Genomic DNA, 18,824 nt, shown 5'->3' with positions numbered 1-18,824 from the left:
TCAACGGGAGGGTCCCTTCTGTCGGGGAAACAACCAGAAGGCGAACCATTTTGTCATTCTGGGCATCAACACATAACTCATTAACCCCATCACCACGATTGTGACGATCATCGTCCGCAGCAAGAGTGGCACCTGGGCCAGCAGGTCCCCGAAAATCACGAATACGAGCGTCACCGCTGGATAGAGTGCCAGCCAACTGACAATGGTCATCTTCCATTTGGGTGGCGGTTGCACCGGGTTCTGGCCGGGCAGGGTGAACCAGGTCACGATGCCGGAGGTGACTTCCCGTTCGCTGGGCTGCACCAGCAGGCTTTCGATCTGTTCCAGCAGCTCGGCGCGTTCTTCCGATTCCTCCCAGGCGGTCAGGGTTTCCCGGTCCCGGAACTTGAAGACAATCCGGTACTCGGGATCGTCAGGGGAAGCTGGCCGGAACATGGCCGTGCCCAGGTAACCTGGAAAACGGGATGCCCGCTCGGTCATCTGGCTACTTAACGCTTCAAACGCTTCTTGCTGGCCCTTCCTGACCCTCCGCGAAACAACTACGGTGAGGGGCGCCGTTGAATCCTGTTCGCCAATGGCAGACTGATTATCGGTCATGTTCGATATCCTCCATAGTCCAAAAAAGGGGCCCGCCGAAGCGGGCCCGAAAGAGGAGCAACAATGATGCCCGGTTAACTGCCCGTGGCGCGCAGGTACTGAACGTTGAACATGTTGGGCGGCGACATTTCAGGATCCACCTGGCCCTTGAACTGGCCGGTGGTGCAGTGGCTGGCCTGAACGTCGATCATGCTGAAGCTGTCGTCGATGGAAACACCGGTGCCCTTGTTCTTGGCCAGGTGATGGTCCGGATGGGCCTGGCCAATGGTGAAGGTCTTCCAGAGGCTGCCTTTACGGTCATAGGAGACGGTGCGGGGAATGGTGAAGGTCTGCGCGTCCATGAAGTGCACGCGCTTGGACAGCGGATGGCTCTCATCGACCGGCACAGACTCGACCTCATAGACCTTGCGAAGCTGCCAGGTGATATCCGGGAAGCATCCGCCTTGGCCACTGAAGGCAACCACCTGGTAACCGTCGCTGTCACTGTGGGTTTCAGAGTCCAGCTTGAGCTCATTGTGGTTGTAGAACGGCATCAGCATGTAACGGGTACCCTTGTAGGTCCAGTTCATGTCTGAAATACGGCCGTTGTAGCCTTCAAAGTCCTCAATCATCAGGTCGGAGCCCAGGAACGCATCAGTGACCTGGCCGGTGGCCAGACGACGTACCCGGCGCTGGAAACCCAGATAAAGCCAGCTGTTGTCACGCTTCAGGTCGTCTGCGGCACGATGGATCAGCAGCTGGGTGTCGCGCACATCGGCAGGGTCCAGCACCTGCACGTAGATGGCCCGGAACAGGTCGGAGGGGTTCGGAGTGATTTCCGGCGTGGGTTCCTGGTTCACCCGACCCTTGTAGTTGAGGAAGTGGAAGTTGAACTTGATGGTCCGCTCCACGTCGCCCGAATTCATGTCACGGTACTTCCAGTAGAACGGCGAGATAGCGGCGCTGTCGCCCCAGTTGTAGCCGTACTTGTAGTTCCAGGCGAGCTTCTCACCGGCACGAGGATCTTCGGCACTCGGCTCTTCCGGGAAGGGCCGGCCGGCCTGCCAGCCGTTGATCTCACCCACCTGATCACCGAGGGTTACCTGATCCATGGCCACCCGGGTAGCCTCCACGTAGCTCGGGTGCAGGTCGAATGAGGTGGTTTCGCCTACAACGATGGTGGTCCAGCCCTGTTCGATAAAGCCGTAGAAGGCCGGATCGATAATGTCCTTGAATTGGGCGACATTGGTCTGGTTGATGACCATGCCCGGCTCAAGACCTTCGAAGCTTGGGGTTTCGGTCTTGTAGGGATAAAAAGACTCGGTAATCACCGCCTCGTCCGCGAACGCGGTGGTGGCTAGGAAGCTCACGGTGCAGCCCGCGAGCAGTGTGCGTTTGAAGGTGTTCATTGTTCTGTTTCTCATGATGGTACCTCGTGATCAGAAGCTGTAGCGAACGGTCAGTTGGACTTCGTCTTCTTCCTGCGCCATACCGATCGGACCGGACTTGAAGCGGCCGAGGGGCTCAAAGCCACCAAGGCCCGCGGACTCACCTGGTTGGTGATTGACCACACCCGGTGTTTGGGTGAACGGATCCCAAGGGTTACAGGATCGGCAGTCGTCGAATTTGCGGGCACCGTCCCCGACTTTCACGTTCGCGCCGGCGGTAACCTTGAACCGGTCGGTCACGATCCAGTCCACGCTGGGCGCAAGGGTGGTGGCCTGGGCGCGGAAGTCGTGGGCGGTGATCAGTTTCGGAATCAGACGGTTGTTCATATAGAAGCCCTGAATCAGCAGGGTGCCAATCCAGTTGTGCTCCCAGTCCGGAATGCCGGCCTCACCATAGGTTCTCTGCTCACGCTCATGATCAAGAATGTGCTGGCCGAAAATCTGGCCGGAGAACAGGAACGACTGGTTTTCGTTCAGGAAGGGAATGAACACGTTCTTGTCTGCGCCAATAACGTAACGTGCCACGTCAGACTCGGAGTAGAGCCTCTCGCGCAGGGTGTTGGCAAACTCCTCGCCAGAGGTGTAGGCGGTCTCGAACCGGAACACGGTATCGATGCCTTGGGAGTAGTAGTCCAGGGAGCCACCCACCAGGTTGACCCGCGGGAAGTGGATATCAAAGGCGATCAGAGACGGATAAACGTCTGTTGTACCGTCAAACGGGTTCTGGGCTGGAATGCCGCCACGAAGCGAGGGCAACTGGGAACGGTAGGTCAGGGCGTTCAGGGAGAATCCGAAATCGCCATAGACACCTTCCAGTTTCAGGCCCAGCTGGGTATTGGACAGCTTCCAGCTCGGCATATTGGCGCGGCGGATACCGATCTGCCCGGGGCCGAAGTCGGTGGCCAGACCACCATCAGGTGTCGCGCCTGCAAAGTTGGCCACGGTGCTGCCATTTTCCCAGAGGTTGTTCATGCCCCGGAAGAAACAGCCGGCGTCGAGGATCACGTTAGGCTGGCCGCACTGGCCGATGTCGTGGGGACGGAACTCGTCGAAGTTCCACACCACCTGGAAGTTCAGGTCGTCAAAGGCAAAGCCTTCGAACACTTCCGTCGGGCCCATACGGTAGTCCGTTTTCAGGATCCACATGGGAATCCGGATATCTTCCAGCTCGTCGTAGATGTTGTTGCGGGAATAGTCCACCGGGTTGATCACATCCAGGACCCGGAACAGATCGGTGCGGCCCCAGATGACCTGCTGTTTACCCAGACGGGTGCTGAGTACGTTGCCACTGTCGAAGTTAAGATCGAAATCAACATAGAGTTCCCGGATGAAATCCAGACGGTCATTGAACTCCTGGAAACGCAGCTCATCTTCGTCCTTGTCGAGGTAGTCATCGATACAGCCGCGGCTGTCGACGTCACAGGGACGTACGGGTACGCCAAAAGCAACGCCGTTGTCCTGATCATGCAGGTGCTCGCCGAGAACTACCATGCCGTCGTTGGGGTTCTCATTGATGTCGAAACCGAAGAGCGGTGTGGGCGCAATACCGCCTCCGTGAGGAACCGAGCCCTGGGCAATGTCCTGGAGCTGAATCGGCCCGCCGGCTTCACTGCCGTATTCGTCATCATTGAGGTCGTAGACACCGTCGTAAGTACCGCGAAGCGTGCCGTTTACGGAGACATTGCTGAAAATGCCCACGTTCCCTATCCGTTTTTCCCCCTCGAGCTGAATGGTGTTCCGGAATTTGGAGAGCCCCACTCCGTCACGTGCGTAGGTTGCGTTCTCATAGAAGCCATTGATCCTGGTGTCCTCCGCGGCAACAGTGCCGGGCAGCGCAGCCAGGGTGAGTGCAGTGGTGCTGGAGAATACAGCGCACCACAGACTCAGGCCTTTTATTTTTGTTTGCATGGCAGATCCTCGTTTGGGTTGTTATGGAGGCTTGCCCCGGGTCAGGCCCGGGACGTTGCTCCGGCTACGTATCCTTCACCGTCCTGACGGTTGCTGGCCGGTGATGGAGTCGGTTCGGGACGTTGACGGTCGGCATGGAGAATGCCGTCTTCGTCTGCGTAGACGTTGGTAATGAAGCGGGGTTTGAACACCAGCACCCAGGAGGGCACCAGCAGCATGGCGGCGATGCCGTTGATCACGATCATCACGCACAGCAGCATGGCGGCGTCGGACTGGAAGCGCAGGTCAGAGAAAATTACCCACATGATGATGCCGGCCATCAGGGTGAGCGCGGTGAAACTGATGGCCATGCCGGTAGTGGCGATGGCCCGGCGTACCGCTTCGCGCAGCTCGCCACACTTGGCCATCTCCTCGCGTATGCGATCCATCATGTAGATGGAGTAATCAATGCCGACGCCTATGCCGACGGCAATCACGGGCACGGTATTGATGTCGATACTGAGTCCGTACAGGCCCATGTAGGCATAGGTCAGGGTGGTGGCGAACAGCATTGCCAACAGCATCATCAGGCCGGCGTGCCAGGAGGTATAAAACAGCATCACGAAGGCGAAAATGAGCAGGAACACTAGCGGCAGCACGATCATGTTGGTGTCGAACGCCGATTCGTTCATGGCTGCGGCAACGCCGAGCGTTCCGCCGGCCAGCCGGATGGTCAGTCCCTCGACGCTGTCACCGTTTTCGGCGATCCATTCCTTGGCCATGTGAATGGCCCGGCGGATGGTTTCGCCCTGGCGGTCCTTGTAGAAGAACACCAGATTGGCGACACGGTCGTCGGTGTCATTGAACTCATCCAGGGCGCCGGGAATCGGGCTTGAGGCCATGTAGGTAAACATCAGGCCGCCCACATAGCGCTGATCGTGGGGAATCTGATACCAGCGTGGATCGTCGTTATGCATCAGCCGGTTTACCTGCTTTACCAGGTCGGGCAGACCCTTGGATCCGCCAACACCGGGATCGGTGAGCATGTGGGCCTGGAAATCTGACAGTGCCTTGAGGACTTCCGGCCGCTTGAGGCCGCCTTTCTCGTCGGTTTCGGCGATCACATACAGCTCCTCGGAACCGGGGAAGCGGTCATTCACCACGCGGGAGGAGATGTTGTAATCGTGGTCCGGGTACAGGATCGGAGAACCGGGTTCGGAGTCGCCGATCTGGACGTTGGACGCCGCAAGGACGCCGGCACCCATCAAGACTGCCGCCGCTGCCAGTACAATTTTTGCCCGTCCGGGGCGAGTCACGGTTCGTGAGCAGCTGCTGCCGATATAGCGCAGGGCGGTCTCGCGCATCTCGGCATTCTTTGGTGTGGGCAGGATCGAAAGCAGCAGGGGAACACCGATCAGAACCGTGAAGACAACGGTGATGGCCCAGAGAGAGGCATAGATCCCCAGGTGGGTGTTCAGGGGAATCGAGCCAATGGCGATCAGTGACAGGCCGATGGCGTCAGACACCACGCCTAGGGAGCCGGGGCGGAACAGGCTGTCAAAGGTAGCCTTGGCGGCCTTTGGGCCCTCGCCCAGCTCGCGGGTTTCTGCGTAATAACGTTCTACCAGCTGAACACCGTGGCTCATGGCCCGGGCAGCAATCAAAAAGGGGATGACCAGCCCGAGCGGGTCCAGGTTGTACCCGAGCAGGCTGATGATCCCAAGGCCCCAGATCGTGGAGATCAGAACGCCGCCCAGGGGAATCAGCACCCCATAGGCTTTGCGGAAATGGAAAACCAGCAGTGCCAGCATGGCCAGAACGGTGAAGATGAAGATCTGCAGAATCTGGTCCATGTAGGTGTAGGCCCAGCCAACAAGTACGGGCTGGCCTGTGGCGTAGATGGTGACGTCGTCACCGGCCTCCTGCTCGCGGAGCTGCTGCAGTTGCGCGAATGTCTTCTCGTAGTCGAGCTTGCCTTCGATCAATTGTGCTTTGACTAGAGCCATTCTGAAATCCGGAGACACCAGAGGCCCATAGACTCTTGGGTTTGCGGCCACTGCAGCCTTCATTTCACTCAGGGCCTGTTCGGAATACTCGCCTCGGGTGGAGTCGTAGTAGGGCTCGGAGTTAATGCTGCCTACTTCAGTCAGCCAGATCTCCCGGGAATTGCGGTGCGTAACGCTCGCAACCAGGTTGTGGTTCACGCCGGGCAGGTTATCGACCGCCTGTGTTACTCGGTCGATGGTTGCCAGGTTCTCATTGGAAAAGATGTCGCCTTCGGCGAATTCAACACCGACCACCAGAACGTTGGCGCCGCCAAAATCGTCCTTGATGCTGTTGTGCAGCTCGATGTAAGGATGCTGCTGGGGCAACAGATCGGCGAAGTCCGTGAAGATTTTCAGCCCCGGAATCCGTAGCGCGAAAAACAGCGTCAGGATGGCGATCAGCGACAGGACCTTCCGAGGATTCCTGAAAATCCAGAGTTCCAGCTGGTGCAGGAAGTGCGTGAATCTGTGCAGTCCGGCCATGATCAGTTACCTCGGTTGTTGCTGGCCACTGAGGCCACGGGAATGTCGAGTTGAAGGAGCAGACCGCGGCCTCCGGCTACCAGGAGCTGGTTGTCTGCGAGAACCACGCCGTCGCGCAGGTAAAGGGGCTGGTTGGGTGTTTCAAGACCTGTCCAGCTGCCTCCGGACAACGCCAGAACCGTGGCGTTATCACCCAGGGCAAACAGGGCATTGCCGGCCTTGACGAAGCCAAACACCGGCATGCTGGTGTCGGTAGGCTGGCGGTCCCAGGTTTCTCCGCCGTCGGTGGTGTGGTAGATAAAACCGTTCAGGCCACCAACCCAGCCTTCGTCTGCTGATTCGAAGTAAGCTGCATGGGGATAGAATTCGTCCGGTAGATAGCCGGCGTAATCCCAGGTCTCGCCACCATCCAGGGTTTTCAGAACCAGGCCATATTCTCCGGTCGCAAGTGCCGTTTCCGGATCGAGGAACTGGAGGTTGGTCAGAATGGCGTCCTCATTCAGGGAAGTTTCCTGCCAGGTCGTACCCTGATCCGATGAGCTCTGCAGCGTGGTGAAACTGCCGCCCGCCCACCAGGTGCCGTCGGGCGCGCAATCGGCGGTCATCATCTGCTCCTGGCTCGGAAGCTCATGGGCAGTCCACTGGGTACCGGCAGGGTTCCCGTGCCAGAGCTGATTGTTGAAGGTCAGGGCGATGAAACTGCCGTCCGGGCAGGCATCAAGGGAAAGAAAACTCTCGGTGGTTTGCACCGGGACCCGTTGCCAGTCCGAACCGCCGTTCTCGCTCACAAGCAACGCGCCGTTGTTGCCGGCGATGGCGACAATTTGATCGTTCCGGGCGACGGACTGGAAAAAATCGGTTCGCTGAATGGCTTGCTGGGACTGTTGTCGTACCGCTTCAAGATTCAGCGGCGCCTCGCAACCGGTCAGCAGCGCGGACGCACTCGCAAGAGCGAGCGTGACTGGAACTTTGCCGCGAGGATATTCCATGGGGTATGGCATGTTATGTCACCGTCTTTGTTTTTGTGGAAAAGCGACTGACGGTGGTTCAGCAACGGCTGTGCCAGAACGGATTTAAACGATCTAAGCTTTTGAAAATAAAATTAAAAATGCTTTGTGCTTGGCAGGTTTTGATTTTCGATAACGTGGGATCACAGCGTTGATTTTTATCAAATGATCAAGCGCTGGGCTGGGTTGTCCATTTCGTCATAGTCGGTGTGAAGGAGGTGCAACTTCCATGTCGCAGATACTCTTTGAAGAATCAGCTTTCATCGAGAATGCCAGTTTTTTTAAGGCGATAGGCGAGAGCGGGACGGGTCAGCCCCAGAATTCGAGCAGCCCCTGAGACATTCTGATTCGCCTGTTCCATGGCCTGCCGCATCAGCGTTTCTTCCACTTCCTCCAGGCTGATTCCGCTGTTGATGATATGATCAGACCAGCTTTCCTCCTTGTTGGCAGCCTGGCCGACGCAGACATTACCGTCTGCATCGATTCGTTCTATGGGCATTGGCTCCGATGGAGGAGGCGAGACGAACAGGGCATCCTGACTGATGGATTCGTTGTTGTCAGTTAGGATGACACCGCGCTCGATGACATTCTCAAGCTCCCGTATATTGCCCGGCCACTGATAGTTCATGCACAGCGCCAGGGCTTTGTCCGATAACCCCAGAGTGCGTTTTTCATACTGGGCGTGGAATTTTTCCAGGAAGTGGCCGACCAGCAAAGGCAAATCTTCAAGTCGTTCCCGCAAAGGTGGGATTCTCACCGGGAAAACGTTCAGGCGATAAAATAGGTCGGCTCTGAAGCGGCCGTCCTCGACTGCCTGTTCAAGGCTCTCGTTGGTGGCGGCGATCACTCGAACGTTGACCTTTCGGGTGCGATTGTCGCCCACTCTTTCAAGTTCACTTTCCTGTAATACTCTGAGCAGAGTGGCCTGGGCTCTGGGGGTGAGCTCCACAACCTCGTCCAGAAAGATCGTTCCCCCGTTGGCGCGCTCGAAACGCCCTTCTCTCGACTGGTTTGCACCTGTATAGGCGCCTTTTTCAACGCCGAAGAGTTCCGCCTCGATCAAGTCAGGCGGAATGGCCGCGCAATTCACGGCGATGAAGGGGCCATCAGCCCTTGCGCTCCGCAAATGAACGCTGCGGGCTATTACTTCCTTGCCGACGCCTGTCTCGCCCAGGAGAAGTACCGACACCTTTCCCTGTGCGGCCTTGTCAATCATCCGGCACACCTTGTTATAGGATGCGGACTGGCCAATGCCGTAATACTGGCCTTCTTGCCGCTGAAAGGAGCTTCGCAGGGAGTTTAATTGTGCCTGAAGATCGTAAAGCTCTTCGATGATCGGATCCGCTTTGAAGTAGCGGGAGAACTCTTTCCCGTCCTTCCATTGCTCAGCAGGTTTACCCTCGATCATGCATTTCTCATCGCCACAGCCCCGGCAGCTGACTTCCCGGAAGATGATTTCCCGGCCCATGAACGATGAGGTATAGGCGCAGGCATACCCCAGCAGTACCCAGCAGGCCGGTTCTTTCATAAGACCCAGCTCGGTCTTGCAGATCTCCACTTCCCAGGAGTCGATCCATTCAAAGCGTCCGTAAAAATCTCCGGTTTCCTGGTCCAGATCGATCTCCAGGGGAACGACTTTCACCATACCCTTCAGCGAGTGAAGTTGCGGACCGGCCAGAAAAATATCCAGCTCACTGCAATGAGGCCTCAGCTTGCGGGCCAGCTCAGCATCCTTGAGCCCAGAGAGATAGCCAAGCCTCAGGAAGAATCCCTTGGCTCTCTCAATGCCCATGCTATTAACGATCTCGCGACGGAATGCTGCCAATGAACTGAGATTCATCAACAGCATACGCTGTTCGCCAAACCAGATTTTGCCCTCCGTGGATTGAAACTGGATCTGGTCCGTGAGATCCCTGAAGTCTGAATAACTCAGCTGTGGCTTGTAGCTTACAGCCATGGTGTTCACCCCTTTTGTTGTTGTCGGCGGGGACTGCTCTTTTCGGAGAGCCTGTTGGCATTTCGCTTAAATAGTTAATACCTGATAGATGTCACAAATCAACCAAATGATAAAAAACTGCTTGCAGCAGGGCGAGATCAGGGCGTCTCAGCATTTGGTTATTCGGGTGGGGGAAATTGATCATTTAGTAAAAAGATAGCCGCGGAAGCAGCAGGTACTCTCCAAGAACTATTCACGCTGATTCATTTCGAATGACTGATAACTGTTTGAAAAACAGTTGGATGGATATTTACGCTCGGCTTTTTGACGGGTTTGGCACACGCGTTGCTCGTCCCCTCCCAGACAACAACAAACCCAGTGGTGCAAATCATGACCAGCGAGACACGAGCCAAATCCTTTGACGAGATGACCCGCTATATCCGGGTTCGCAGCGAGCCGGGCGACAAATTCGTGGAATTCGACTTTGCCATCGGTCACCCGGAGCTGTTCGTCGAACTGGTTCTACCCAGGGACGCGTTCCAAATCTTCTGCAAGCACAACAACGTGGTCCACATGGACTCCGACATGATCCGCCAAATCGACGAAGACATGGTCAAGTGGCGGTTCGGGGAGCGCGGCCAGCGTTAATGAGCAACATCCATCAACGTTCTGTTCCACAAAAACAACACGGTAAGGTTGATATGACTATCGAAATAAAGACCAACTCGGTGGAGCCCATCCGTCAGACCTACGGCCACATCGCGCGCCGTTTCGGAGACAAACCCGCCACCCGCTACCAGGAAGCAAGTTACGACCTGGAGGCGAAAACCAATTTCCACTACCGCCCCCAGTGGGATCCGAATTACGAGCTCAACGACGAGCGGCGTACCGCGATTCGCATGGAAGACTGGTATGCGGTGACTGATCCGCGCCAGTTCTACTACGGGGCATACGTCGGCAATCGCGCCAAGATGCAGGAGGCCGCCGAGACCAGCTATGGCTTCTGCGACAAGCGTAACCTGCTGACCCGTCTGCCGGAAGAAACCCGCACCATGCTGCTGCGTCTGTTGGTTCCCCTGCGTCACCTGGAGCTGGGCGCCAACATGAACAACAGCAAAATCGCAGGTGAGGCCACCGCAACCACGGTGTCCCAGATGCATATCTACCAGGCCATGGACCGTCTCGGTATCGGCCAGTATCTCTCGCGAATTGCCCTGATGATTGACGGCACTACCGGGACCGGACTTGACGAATCCAAAGGCTACTGGATGGACGATGCGCTCTGGCAACCCTTGCGCAAGCTGGTGGAAGACACCCTCGTTGTCCAGGACTGGTTCGAACTGACCCTCATTCAGAACGTGCTGATGGACGGCCTGCTGTTCCCCCTGGTTTACGAAAAAATGGACCAGTGGTGGGAAGAGCAGGGTGCCGAAGACGTTTCCATGCTCACCGAGTTCATGCGCGACTGGTACAAGGATTCCCAGCGCTGGACCAACGCCATGGTCAAGGTGGTTGCCGGCGAAAGTGAAGCCAACCTCCAGCAGCTCCAGACCTGGGCCGACCAGTGGGAGCCGGAAATCTACAACGCTCTGAAGCCGCTGGCGGAAGCCTCCGTTGGCGTGGAAGCCCTCGATGAGGTCAGGGCGCAACTCGCCACCCGTCTGAAGAAGTTCGGGCTCAACACCCAGGGAGTATCGGCATGAGCCAGCTCGTATTCATCGCATTCCAGGACAACGACAACGCCCGCTACATGGTGGAAGCCATTCAGGAAGACAACCCTGAAGCGGAGGTTCAGCACCAGCCGGCAATGATCCGGATCCAGGCCGAAAAGCGCCTGGTGATCAACCGGGAGACCATGGAAGAAAAGCTGGGCCGCGACTGGGATGTCCAGGAAATGCTTATCGATGTCATCAGTATTGGCGGCAACGTCGACGAAGACGATGACCACTTCATCCTTGAGTGGAAATAATCGGGAGACACATCATGGCTGTTAAAAACAAAAAGTTGAACCTGAAAGACAAGTACCAGTACCTGACTCGGGACATGGCCTGGGAGCCCAGCTACCAGAAGAAAGACGACATCTTCCCGGACGAGCAGTTCGAGGGTATCAAGATCACTGACTGGTCCCAGTGGGAAGACCCGTTCCGTCTGACCATGGATGCCTATTGGAAGTACCAGGCGGAAAAAGAGAAGAAGCTGTACGCAATTTTTGATGCCTTTGCCCAGAACAACGGCCATCAGAACATTTCCGATGCCCGCTATGTCAACGCCCTGAAACTGTTCCTGACCGGCGTATCACCGCTTGAACATGCGGCGTTCCAGGGTTATGCCAAAGTAGGCAGACAGTTCAGTGGTGCCGGTGCACGCGTGGCCTGCCAGATGCAGGCCATTGACGAGCTGCGTCATTCCCAGACCCAGCAGCACGCCATGAGCCACTACAACAAGCACTTCAATGGCCTGCACGATGCTGCCTACATGCACGACCGGGTTTGGTTCCTGTCGGTGCCCAAGTCGTTCTTTGACGATGCTCGCTCGGCCGGCCCGTTCGAGTTCCTGACCGCTATCTCGTTCTCCTTCGAGTATGTGCTGACCAACCTTCTGTTCGTGCCCTTTATGTCCGGCGCCGCCTACAACGGCGACATGGCCACGGTGACCTTTGGTTTCTCGGCTCAGTCTGATGAGGCGCGGCACATGACCCTGGGCCTTGAGGTGATCAAGTTCATCCTGGAGCAGCACGAGGACAACGTGCCCATCGTTCAGCGCTGGATCGACAAGTGGTTCTGGCGCGGGTTCCGCCTGCTCAGCCTGGTCAGCATGATGATGGACTACATGCTGCCGAACAAGGTTATGAGCTGGGCCGAGGCCTGGGAAGTCTATTACGAGCAGAATGGCGGTGCCCTGTTCAAGGATCTGGAACGCTATGGTATCCGTCCGCCCAAATACCAGGACGTGGCCAACGATGCCAAGCATCACCTGAGCCATCAGCTGTGGACCACCTTCTACCAGTACAGCCAGGCCACCAACTTCCACACCTGGATTCCGGAAAAGGAAGAAATGGACTGGATGTCCGAGAAGTACCCGGAGACTTTCGACAAGTACTACCGTCCCCGCTACGAGTACCTGGCGAAAGAAGCCGCCGCTGGCCGGCGCTTCTACAACAACACCCTGCCGCAGCTATGCCAGGTGTGTCAGGTACCCACCCTGTTTACCGAGATGGGTGCGCCCACCAAGCTGAGCCATCGCCAGCTGGTGCATGAAGGCGAGCGCTACCACTTCTGCTCCGAAGCCTGCTGCGACATTTTCAAGGATGAACCGGAGAAGTACGTCCAGGCCTGGTTGCCGGTGCACCAGATCTACCAGGGCAACTGTGAGGGTGCCGACGTCGAGACAGTGGTGCAGAAGTACTACCACATCAATATCGGCGAGGACAATTTCGAGTACGTAGGGTCCCCAGACCACAAGCATTGGCTTTCCATCAAGGGCCAGAAACCGGCTGACCAGAGTAAAGACGCAGCCTGACAGTGACCCGGGAATCGCCCGGCTGCCTGGGGCGTCGGGCGAACCACGCACAAAAACAACAAGGTGACCACCATGAGTGTTAACGCGTTATACGACTACAAGTTCGAACCGAAAGACAAGGTTGAGAACTTCAATGGCATGCAACTGCTGTATGTCTACTGGCCCAATCACTTGCTGTTCTGCGCGCCGTTTGCGTTGCTGGTGCAGCCGGATATGACGTTCGGCGATCTCGTCGAGACCGTTATCAAACCGGCAGCTGCCGCCCATCCGGATGCCGCCAAAGCCGACTTCCTGAATGCCGAGTGGCTGCTGAACGATGAACCGTTCACGCCGCGGGCTGACGCCAGCCTGAAAGACAACGGCATTGATCACAAAAGCATGCTCACGGTCACCACGCCGGGGCTGAACGGCATTGCCGACGTCGGTTACTGAGCGGGGAGAAGTGCCATGAGTCATACCGTGACTATCGAGCCTATCGGCGAGCAGATTGAAGTGGAGGACGGCCAGACCATCCTCCAGGCCGCGCTCCGCCAGGGTGTCTGGCTGCCCTTCGCCTGCGGTCATGGCACCTGCGCAACGTGCAAGGTCCAGGTGTTGGAAGGCGACGTGGAGATTGGCGACGCCTCGCCCTTTGCCCTGATGGACATTGAGCGGGACGAGGGCAAGGTGCTTGCCTGCTGTGCCACCGTTGAAAGTGACGTGACCATCGAAGCAGATATCGATGTCGATCCGGATTTCGAGGGATACCCGGTGGAGGACTACACCGCTACCGTGACAGACATCGTCGACCTGTCGCCCACCATCAAGGGTGTTCATCTGAAGCTGGACCGCCCCATGACGTTCCAGGCCGGCCAGTACATCAATATCGAATTGCCGGATGTGGACGGCCCCCGGGCTTTCTCACTGGCCAACCCGCCCAGCAAGTCCGACGAAGTGGAGCTGCACGTTCGCCTGGTGCCTGGCGGTGCTGCCACCACCTACATCCATGAACAGCTCAAGGTCGGCGAAGAGCTGAACCTGTCCGGCCCCTACGGGCAATTTTTTGTCCGCAGCTCCCAGCCGGGCGATCTGATCTTCATTGCCGGCGGCTCCGGCCTTTCCAGCCCGCAGTCCATGATTCTGGACCTGCTGGAGCAGAACGACGAGCGCAAGATCACCCTGTTCCAGGGTGCCCGGAACCAGGCCGAGCTCTACAACCGCGAGTTGTTCGAGGCACTGGCCAGGGATAACGAACATTTCACCTACGTGCCCGCATTGAGTGACGCCGACGACGATGCTGATTGGCAGGGCTTCCGCGGCTACGTCCATGAAGCGGCCAAAGAGCACTACGACGGGCGGTTTGCCGGCAATAAGGCCTACATGTGTGGACCGCCTCCGATGATCGATTCCGCGATTACAGCATTGATGCAGGGACGGTTGTTCGAGCGGGACATCTTTATGGAGAAGTTCCTCACAGCGGCAGACGGCGCGGAAGACAACCAGCGTTCAGCGCTGTTCAAGAAGATCTGATGCGGAGGAAGCATGGCGGTATTCCATGTGATCAACCGCACGACCGGCGACCGGTTCCGGTGTGACGAGGACCAGAGTGTCCTCAAGGCCATGGAGCTGGTTGGCAAGAAGTGTGTCCCGGTGGGTTGCCGGGGCGGCGGCTGCGGGTTTTGCAAGATCCGTGTTGTTGAAGGTGAGTTCCGGTGCGGAAAGATGAGCAAGACACATTGCCCCCCGGAGGCTCTTGAAAAAGGGGAAGTCCTGGCCTGCCGGATCTACCCGAGAACCGATTTGATGATCGAGTGTATGCCGCAACCTGCAGCGCCACTCGCCGAACAGACAAAAACAAAACCGTAGAGGTAATCGTCATGAAAAAAGGTGTTATGCGTCCCGGCCACGTTCAGATCCGCGTTCTGGACATTGAAGAAGCGGTAAAACATTACACAGACCTGATGGGCCTTATTGAGACAGACCGAGACGAACAGGGTCGGGTTTATCTGAAGGCCTGGACCGAAGTGGACAAGTTCTCGGTGGTACTGATTGAAGCCGATGAGCCCGGCTGTGATTTCATGGGCTTCAAGGTTGTGGATGAGGCAGCGCTTGTTCAGCTGGAAAAAGACCTGGTGGCTTACGGGCTGGATGTAGAGCAGATTCCCGAAGGCGAGCTGAAAGACTGCGGCCGCCGGATCCGCTTTACCGTGCCTTCGGGCCACGCGTTCGAGCTATACGCCGACAAACTCTACACCGGCAAATGGGGTGTTACCGAGGTTAATCCCGAGGCCTGGCCCCGTGGCCTTTCCGGCATGAAGGCGGTGCGATTTGACCATTGCCTGTTCTACGGGCCGGAACTGGCGGCTGTGTATGACATCTTCGTGAACGTGCTCGGGTTCCATCTGGCCGAGCAGGTGCTGGACCCGGAAGGCACCCGGATTGCCCAGTTCCTGACCGTGTCCATGAAGGAGCACGACATTGCTTTCATTCACCATGAAGAGAAAGGCAAGTTCCACCACGCGTCCTTCTTCCTCGAAACCTGGGAAGACGTCCTGCGGGCCGCAGACCTGATTTCCATGACCGATACCTCTATTGATATCGGGCCCACACGGCACGGCCTGACCCACGGCAAAACCATCTATTTCTTCGATCCGTCGGGCAATCGCAACGAAGTCTTCTGTGGCGGTGACTACACCTATCCGGACCACAAACCGGTGACCTGGCAGGCGGAGCAGCTCGGCAAGGCCATCTTCTATCACGATCGCCAGTTGAACGAGCGGTTCCTGACGGTTCTGACCTGACACCATCCAGCAACAGGATTTAGCAGCAATGAAAGAGATCAAACACTACATCAACGGTCAGTACGTGGGCTCCGCCAGCGGCAAGCTGTTCGACAACGTGAACCCCGCCAACGGCAAGGTCATTGCCAAGGTGCACGAGGGTGGTCGAGACGAAGTCGACGCCGCTGTGAGGGCAGCCCGGGCGGCCTTGAAAGGCCCCTGGGGCAAGATGACTCTGGACGAGCGCACCCGCATTCTGCATCGGGTGGCCGATGGCATCAACGAACGCTTTGAGGAATTCCTGGAAGCCGAGTGCCTGGATACCGGTAAGCCGAAATCCCTGGCTAGCCACATCGACATCCCCCGGGGTGCGGCCAACTTCAAGGTGTTCGCGGACATGATCAAGAACGTGCCCACGGAATCCTTCGAAATGGCCACGCCGGACGGCGCGGGTGCCCTGAACTACGCCGTTCGCCGTCCCAAGGGTGTGATCGGTGTGATCAGCCCCTGGAACCTGCCGCTGCTGCTGATGACCTGGAAGGTCGGGCCGGCCCTGGCCTGTGGCAATACCGTCGTCGTCAAACCGTCGGAAGAGACACCGACCACCACCGCCCTTCTGGGCGAGGTGATGAAGGAAGCCGGTGTGCCGGATGGCGTCTACAACGTTGTTCATGGCTTCGGTGGTGATTCCGCTGGCGCCTATCTGACCGAGCACCCGCAGGTTGACGGGTTCACCTTCACCGGTGAGACCGGCACGGGTGAAGTCATTATGAAGGCGGCTGCCAAAGGTATCCGGGATATTTCCCTGGAGCTGGGCGGCAAGAATGCCGGCCTGGTATTCGCCGATTGCGACATGGACAAGGCCATCGAGGGCACCATGCGCTCTGCTTTTGCCAACTGTGGCCAAGTCTGCCTGGGTACCGAGCGAGTTTACGTTGAGCGGTCGGTTTTCGACGAGTTTGTCGGTCGCCTCAAGGAAGCCGCGGAAGGTCTGAAGATTGGCCCGCCTGATGATGCAGAAGCCAACCTGGGGCCGCTTGTCAGCCTCGAACACCGCGAAAAGGTGCTCTCTTACTACCAGAAAGCCGTCGATGACGGAGCAACCGTTGTGACCGGTGGTGGTGTTCCTGAGATGCCTTCCGAGCTGGCGGGCGGAGCCTGGGTCGAGCCCACCATCTGGACCGGCCTGCCGGACGATTCGGCGGTCGTTACGGACGAGATCTTTGGACCCTGCTGCCATATCCGCCCGTTCGATACCGAAGAAGAGGCAATCGAGCTGGCCAACAGTCTCCCCTACGGCCTGGCATCAGCAATCTGGAGCGAAAACATCACCCGCGCCCATCGCGTCGCGGGCCAGATTGAAGCCGGCATTATCTGGGTAAACAGCTGGTTCCTGAGAGACCTGCGGACACCGTTCGGTGGCAGTAAGCAGTCAGGGGTCGGTCGTGAAGGTGGTGTGCACTCCCTCGAGTTCTACACCGAAATGAAAAACATCTGCGTCAAATTGTGAGGGCGTCATGAATGCACCTGTAGACAGCCCTGAAATCGGGCGTGAAATTGTTGCCGCAGGCTACCGCACCAACGTGCACGACCATGGCGAAGGCGGTTTCCCCGTGATGATGATTCATGGCTCCGGCCCCGGTGTGACGGCCTGGGCAAACTGGCGCCTGGTGATTCCGGAACTGGCCAAACACCGTCGCGTTGTGGCGCCGGATATGCTGGGCTTCGGCTACAGCGAGCGCCCGGAAGACCAGATCTACAACCGGGAGCGCTGGGTCAAGCACGCCCTGGGCGTGATGGATGAGCTGGGCCTGGAACAGGTCGACCTAGTGGGGAATTCCTTCGGGGGAGGTTTGGCCCTGGCGCTCGCCATTGAGCATCCGGAGCGGGTACGCCGCCTGGTGCTGATGGGCTCAGCAGGGGTCAGCTTCCCGATTACCAAAGGCCTGGACGAGGTGTGGGGGTACGAACCTTCGCTTGAGACCATGCGCCGTTTGATGGACGTGTTTGCCTTCAACAAGGGCCTGCTGACCAGCGAGCTGGCGGAGATGCGCTATCAGGCCAGCATCCGGCCCGGTTTCCAGGAGTCGTTTTCGGCCATGTTCCCGGCTCCTCGTCAACGTTGGGTCGATAACCTGGCTAGTAACGAAGACGACATCCGGGCGCTTCCCCATGAAACCCTGATCCTCCATGGCCGGGAAGATGAAGTCATTCCTCTCGACGCCTCTTATCGACTGGCTGAACTGATCGACCGCGCCCAGCTGCATGTATTCGGTCGCTGTGGCCATTGGACCCAGATTGAGCATGCCGGCCGGTTTGCCCGGTTGGTCAATGATTTCCTGAACGAGGCCGATCAGGCCGCTGCCGGAGGTAACTAATGGAACAGACTAAAATTCACGCCTTTGGCGACGAGCTCTATCAGGCAATGATGAAAAGGGAGGCGGTCAGCCCGCTGACCAGCCGTGGTGAGGATATCACCATTGATGATGCCTACCACATTTCCCTGCGCATGCTGGAACGTCGTCTGGCGGATGGCGCCTCGATTATTGGCAAGAAGATTGGCGTTACCAGCAAAGCCGTACAGAACATGCTCAACGTCCATCAGCCGGATTTTGGCTATCTCACCGACGACATGGTGTTCAACAGCGGTGAGGTCATGCCCATCAGCGACCGGCTGATAGCACCGCGCGCAGAGGGCGAAATTGCCTTCATCCTGAAAAAGGACCTGACCGGTCCGGGCGTGACCAACGCCGACGTTCTGGCGGCCACGGAATGCGTGATGCCCTGCTTCGAGATTGTCGATTCCCGCATCCAGGACTGGAAGATCGCCATTCAGGACACCATTGCTGACAACGCTTCCTGCGGTCTGTTTGTGCTCGGGGACCAGGCGGTATCGCCTCGCAAGGTGGATCTGGTTACCTGCGGCATGGTGGTCGAGAAGAACGGCAGTGTGATCAGTGCGGGCGCCGGGGCAGCGGCCCTGGGTTCGCCGGTGAATTGTGTCACCTGGCTGGCGAACACGCTGGGTGAGTTCGGTATTTCCCTCAAGGCCGGCGAAGTCATTCTTTCCGGCTCGCTGGTACCCCTTGAGCCGGTCAAGGCCGGTGATTACATGCGGGTCGACATCGGCGGCATCGGTAGCGCATCCGTGCGCTTCGCATGAC

General features: G+C 57.7%; 17 protein-coding genes. 11 read left to right on the top strand and 6 right to left on the bottom strand.

Annotated features, from left to right (window positions below; translation table 11 throughout):
• The 6 genes from WA411_RS01205 to WA411_RS01180 all read right to left on the bottom strand — a co-directional run bounded on the left by WA411_RS01205 (window position 1) and on the right by WA411_RS01180 (window position 9,403).
• Window positions 1–597 carry an antibiotic biosynthesis monooxygenase gene (locus WA411_RS01205; protein ID WP_291905459.1) on the bottom strand — a complete coding sequence of 199 codons (597 nt, stop codon included), beginning with the start codon at window positions 595–597 and terminating at the stop codon, window positions 1–3.
• Window positions 598–671: 74 nt separating this feature from the next.
• The gene (locus WA411_RS01200; protein WP_291905461.1) at window positions 672–2,000 is read right to left on the bottom strand and encodes a DUF1329 domain-containing protein; all 1,329 of its coding nucleotides are present in this window, start codon (window positions 1,998–2,000) and stop codon (window positions 672–674) included.
• 15 nt (window positions 2,001–2,015) lie between these two features.
• Window positions 2,016–3,932, bottom strand: coding sequence for a DUF1302 family protein (locus tag WA411_RS01195; RefSeq protein ID WP_153634296.1), 1,917 nt, complete (start codon window positions 3,930–3,932; stop codon window positions 2,016–2,018).
• 41 nt (window positions 3,933–3,973) lie between these two features.
• On the bottom strand, window positions 3,974–6,439 hold the full coding sequence (locus tag WA411_RS01190) for an efflux RND transporter permease subunit (RefSeq protein WP_069182662.1): 2,466 nt from the start codon (window positions 6,437–6,439) through the stop codon (window positions 3,974–3,976).
• A 2-nt stretch (window positions 6,440–6,441) separates the two neighbouring features.
• A complete protein-coding gene (locus WA411_RS01185) occupies window positions 6,442–7,440 on the bottom strand; it encodes a WD40/YVTN/BNR-like repeat-containing protein (RefSeq protein WP_083231746.1) in 999 nt (332 codons plus the stop codon).
• A gap of 259 nt (window positions 7,441–7,699) precedes the next feature.
• Window positions 7,700–9,403, bottom strand: a complete 1,704-nt coding sequence (locus WA411_RS01180) for a sigma-54-dependent Fis family transcriptional regulator (RefSeq protein ID WP_291905469.1) — start codon at window positions 9,401–9,403, stop codon at window positions 7,700–7,702.
• Window positions 9,404–9,772: 369 nt separating this feature from the next.
• Here WA411_RS01180 and WA411_RS01175 point away from each other — a divergent pair, with 369 nt between their 5' ends.
• The 11 genes from WA411_RS01175 (at window position 9,773) to dmpE (ending at window position 18,823) form a co-directional block, all read left to right on the top strand.
• Complete coding sequence (locus tag WA411_RS01175; RefSeq protein WP_291905470.1) at window positions 9,773–10,030, top strand: phenol hydroxylase subunit; 258 nt, start codon at window positions 9,773–9,775, stop codon at window positions 10,028–10,030.
• A 53-nt stretch (window positions 10,031–10,083) separates the two neighbouring features.
• Window positions 10,084–11,085 carry an aromatic/alkene monooxygenase hydroxylase subunit beta gene (locus tag WA411_RS01170; RefSeq protein ID WP_222465933.1) on the top strand — a complete coding sequence of 334 codons (1,002 nt, stop codon included), beginning with the start codon at window positions 10,084–10,086 and terminating at the stop codon, window positions 11,083–11,085.
• Window positions 11,082–11,351, top strand: coding sequence for an MmoB/DmpM family protein (locus tag WA411_RS01165; protein ID WP_069182666.1), 270 nt, complete (start codon window positions 11,082–11,084; stop codon window positions 11,349–11,351). Before WA411_RS01170 ends, WA411_RS01165 begins: the two co-directional genes overlap by 4 nt.
• Window positions 11,352–11,365: 14 nt before the next feature.
• Window positions 11,366–12,901, top strand: coding sequence for an aromatic/alkene/methane monooxygenase hydroxylase/oxygenase subunit alpha (locus tag WA411_RS01160; protein ID WP_222465935.1), 1,536 nt, complete (start codon window positions 11,366–11,368; stop codon window positions 12,899–12,901).
• Between the two features lie 72 nt (window positions 12,902–12,973).
• Complete coding sequence (locus WA411_RS01155; protein ID WP_069182668.1) at window positions 12,974–13,333, top strand: phenol hydroxylase subunit P4; 360 nt, start codon at window positions 12,974–12,976, stop codon at window positions 13,331–13,333.
• 15 nt (window positions 13,334–13,348) lie between these two features.
• Window positions 13,349–14,410 (top strand): NADH:ubiquinone reductase (Na(+)-transporting) subunit F, encoded by a 1,062-nt coding sequence (locus tag WA411_RS01150; RefSeq protein ID WP_069182669.1) that lies wholly within the window; start codon window positions 13,349–13,351, stop codon window positions 14,408–14,410.
• A 12-nt stretch (window positions 14,411–14,422) separates the two neighbouring features.
• Window positions 14,423–14,746, top strand: a complete 324-nt coding sequence (locus WA411_RS01145; RefSeq protein WP_153634298.1) for a 2Fe-2S iron-sulfur cluster-binding protein — start codon at window positions 14,423–14,425, stop codon at window positions 14,744–14,746.
• Between the two features lie 11 nt (window positions 14,747–14,757).
• Window positions 14,758–15,681, top strand: coding sequence for a catechol 2,3-dioxygenase (locus WA411_RS01140; RefSeq protein WP_069182851.1), 924 nt, complete (start codon window positions 14,758–14,760; stop codon window positions 15,679–15,681).
• 28 nt (window positions 15,682–15,709) lie between these two features.
• Window positions 15,710–17,170 (top strand): 2-hydroxymuconic semialdehyde dehydrogenase, encoded by a 1,461-nt coding sequence (locus tag WA411_RS01135; protein WP_153634299.1) that lies wholly within the window; start codon window positions 15,710–15,712, stop codon window positions 17,168–17,170.
• Between the two features lie 7 nt (window positions 17,171–17,177).
• Window positions 17,178–18,038 carry an alpha/beta fold hydrolase gene (locus tag WA411_RS01130; protein ID WP_136630693.1) on the top strand — a complete coding sequence of 287 codons (861 nt, stop codon included), beginning with the start codon at window positions 17,178–17,180 and terminating at the stop codon, window positions 18,036–18,038.
• Window positions 18,038–18,823 (top strand): 2-oxopent-4-enoate hydratase, encoded by a 786-nt coding sequence (gene dmpE, locus WA411_RS01125; protein ID WP_069182673.1) that lies wholly within the window; start codon window positions 18,038–18,040, stop codon window positions 18,821–18,823. Before WA411_RS01130 ends, dmpE begins: the two co-directional genes overlap by 1 nt.
• Window position 18,824: the final 1 nt, after the last annotated feature.

It is taken from the genome of Marinobacter sp. CH_CUG1437-1, assembly GCF_037029655.1.
GTDB classification, from domain to species: domain Bacteria; phylum Pseudomonadota; class Gammaproteobacteria; order Pseudomonadales; family Oleiphilaceae; genus Marinobacter; species Marinobacter salsuginis.
The sequence above is the reverse complement of the archived record's forward strand: the minus strand, read 5'-3'. Positions and strand labels throughout refer to the sequence as shown.

Coding starts and splice junctions, on each gene's coding strand:
- WA411_RS01130 (WP_136630693.1), top strand. CDS start 17,178: ATGAATGCACCTGTAGACAGCCCTGAAATCGGGCGTGAAATTGTTGCC.
- dmpE (WP_069182673.1), top strand. CDS start 18,038: ATGGAACAGACTAAAATTCACGCCTTTGGCGACGAGCTCTATCAGGCA.
- WA411_RS01180 (WP_291905469.1), bottom strand. CDS start 9,403: ATGGCTGTAAGCTACAAGCCACAGCTGAGTTATTCAGACTTCAGGGAT.
- WA411_RS01190 (WP_069182662.1), bottom strand. CDS start 6,439: ATGGCCGGACTGCACAGATTCACGCACTTCCTGCACCAGCTGGAACTC.
- WA411_RS01145 (WP_153634298.1), top strand. CDS start 14,423: ATGGCGGTATTCCATGTGATCAACCGCACGACCGGCGACCGGTTCCGG.
- WA411_RS01165 (WP_069182666.1), top strand. CDS start 11,082: ATGAGCCAGCTCGTATTCATCGCATTCCAGGACAACGACAACGCCCGC.
- WA411_RS01175 (WP_291905470.1), top strand. CDS start 9,773: ATGACCAGCGAGACACGAGCCAAATCCTTTGACGAGATGACCCGCTAT.
- WA411_RS01160 (WP_222465935.1), top strand. CDS start 11,366: ATGGCTGTTAAAAACAAAAAGTTGAACCTGAAAGACAAGTACCAGTAC.
- WA411_RS01135 (WP_153634299.1), top strand. CDS start 15,710: ATGAAAGAGATCAAACACTACATCAACGGTCAGTACGTGGGCTCCGCC.
- WA411_RS01150 (WP_069182669.1), top strand. CDS start 13,349: ATGAGTCATACCGTGACTATCGAGCCTATCGGCGAGCAGATTGAAGTG.
- WA411_RS01205 (WP_291905459.1), bottom strand. CDS start 597: ATGACCGATAATCAGTCTGCCATTGGCGAACAGGATTCAACGGCGCCC.
- WA411_RS01155 (WP_069182668.1), top strand. CDS start 12,974: ATGAGTGTTAACGCGTTATACGACTACAAGTTCGAACCGAAAGACAAG.
- WA411_RS01170 (WP_222465933.1), top strand. CDS start 10,084: ATGACTATCGAAATAAAGACCAACTCGGTGGAGCCCATCCGTCAGACC.
- WA411_RS01200 (WP_291905461.1), bottom strand. CDS start 2,000: ATGAGAAACAGAACAATGAACACCTTCAAACGCACACTGCTCGCGGGC.
- WA411_RS01185 (WP_083231746.1), bottom strand. CDS start 7,440: ATGCCATACCCCATGGAATATCCTCGCGGCAAAGTTCCAGTCACGCTC.
- WA411_RS01195 (WP_153634296.1), bottom strand. CDS start 3,932: ATGCAAACAAAAATAAAAGGCCTGAGTCTGTGGTGCGCTGTATTCTCC.
- WA411_RS01140 (WP_069182851.1), top strand. CDS start 14,758: ATGAAAAAAGGTGTTATGCGTCCCGGCCACGTTCAGATCCGCGTTCTG.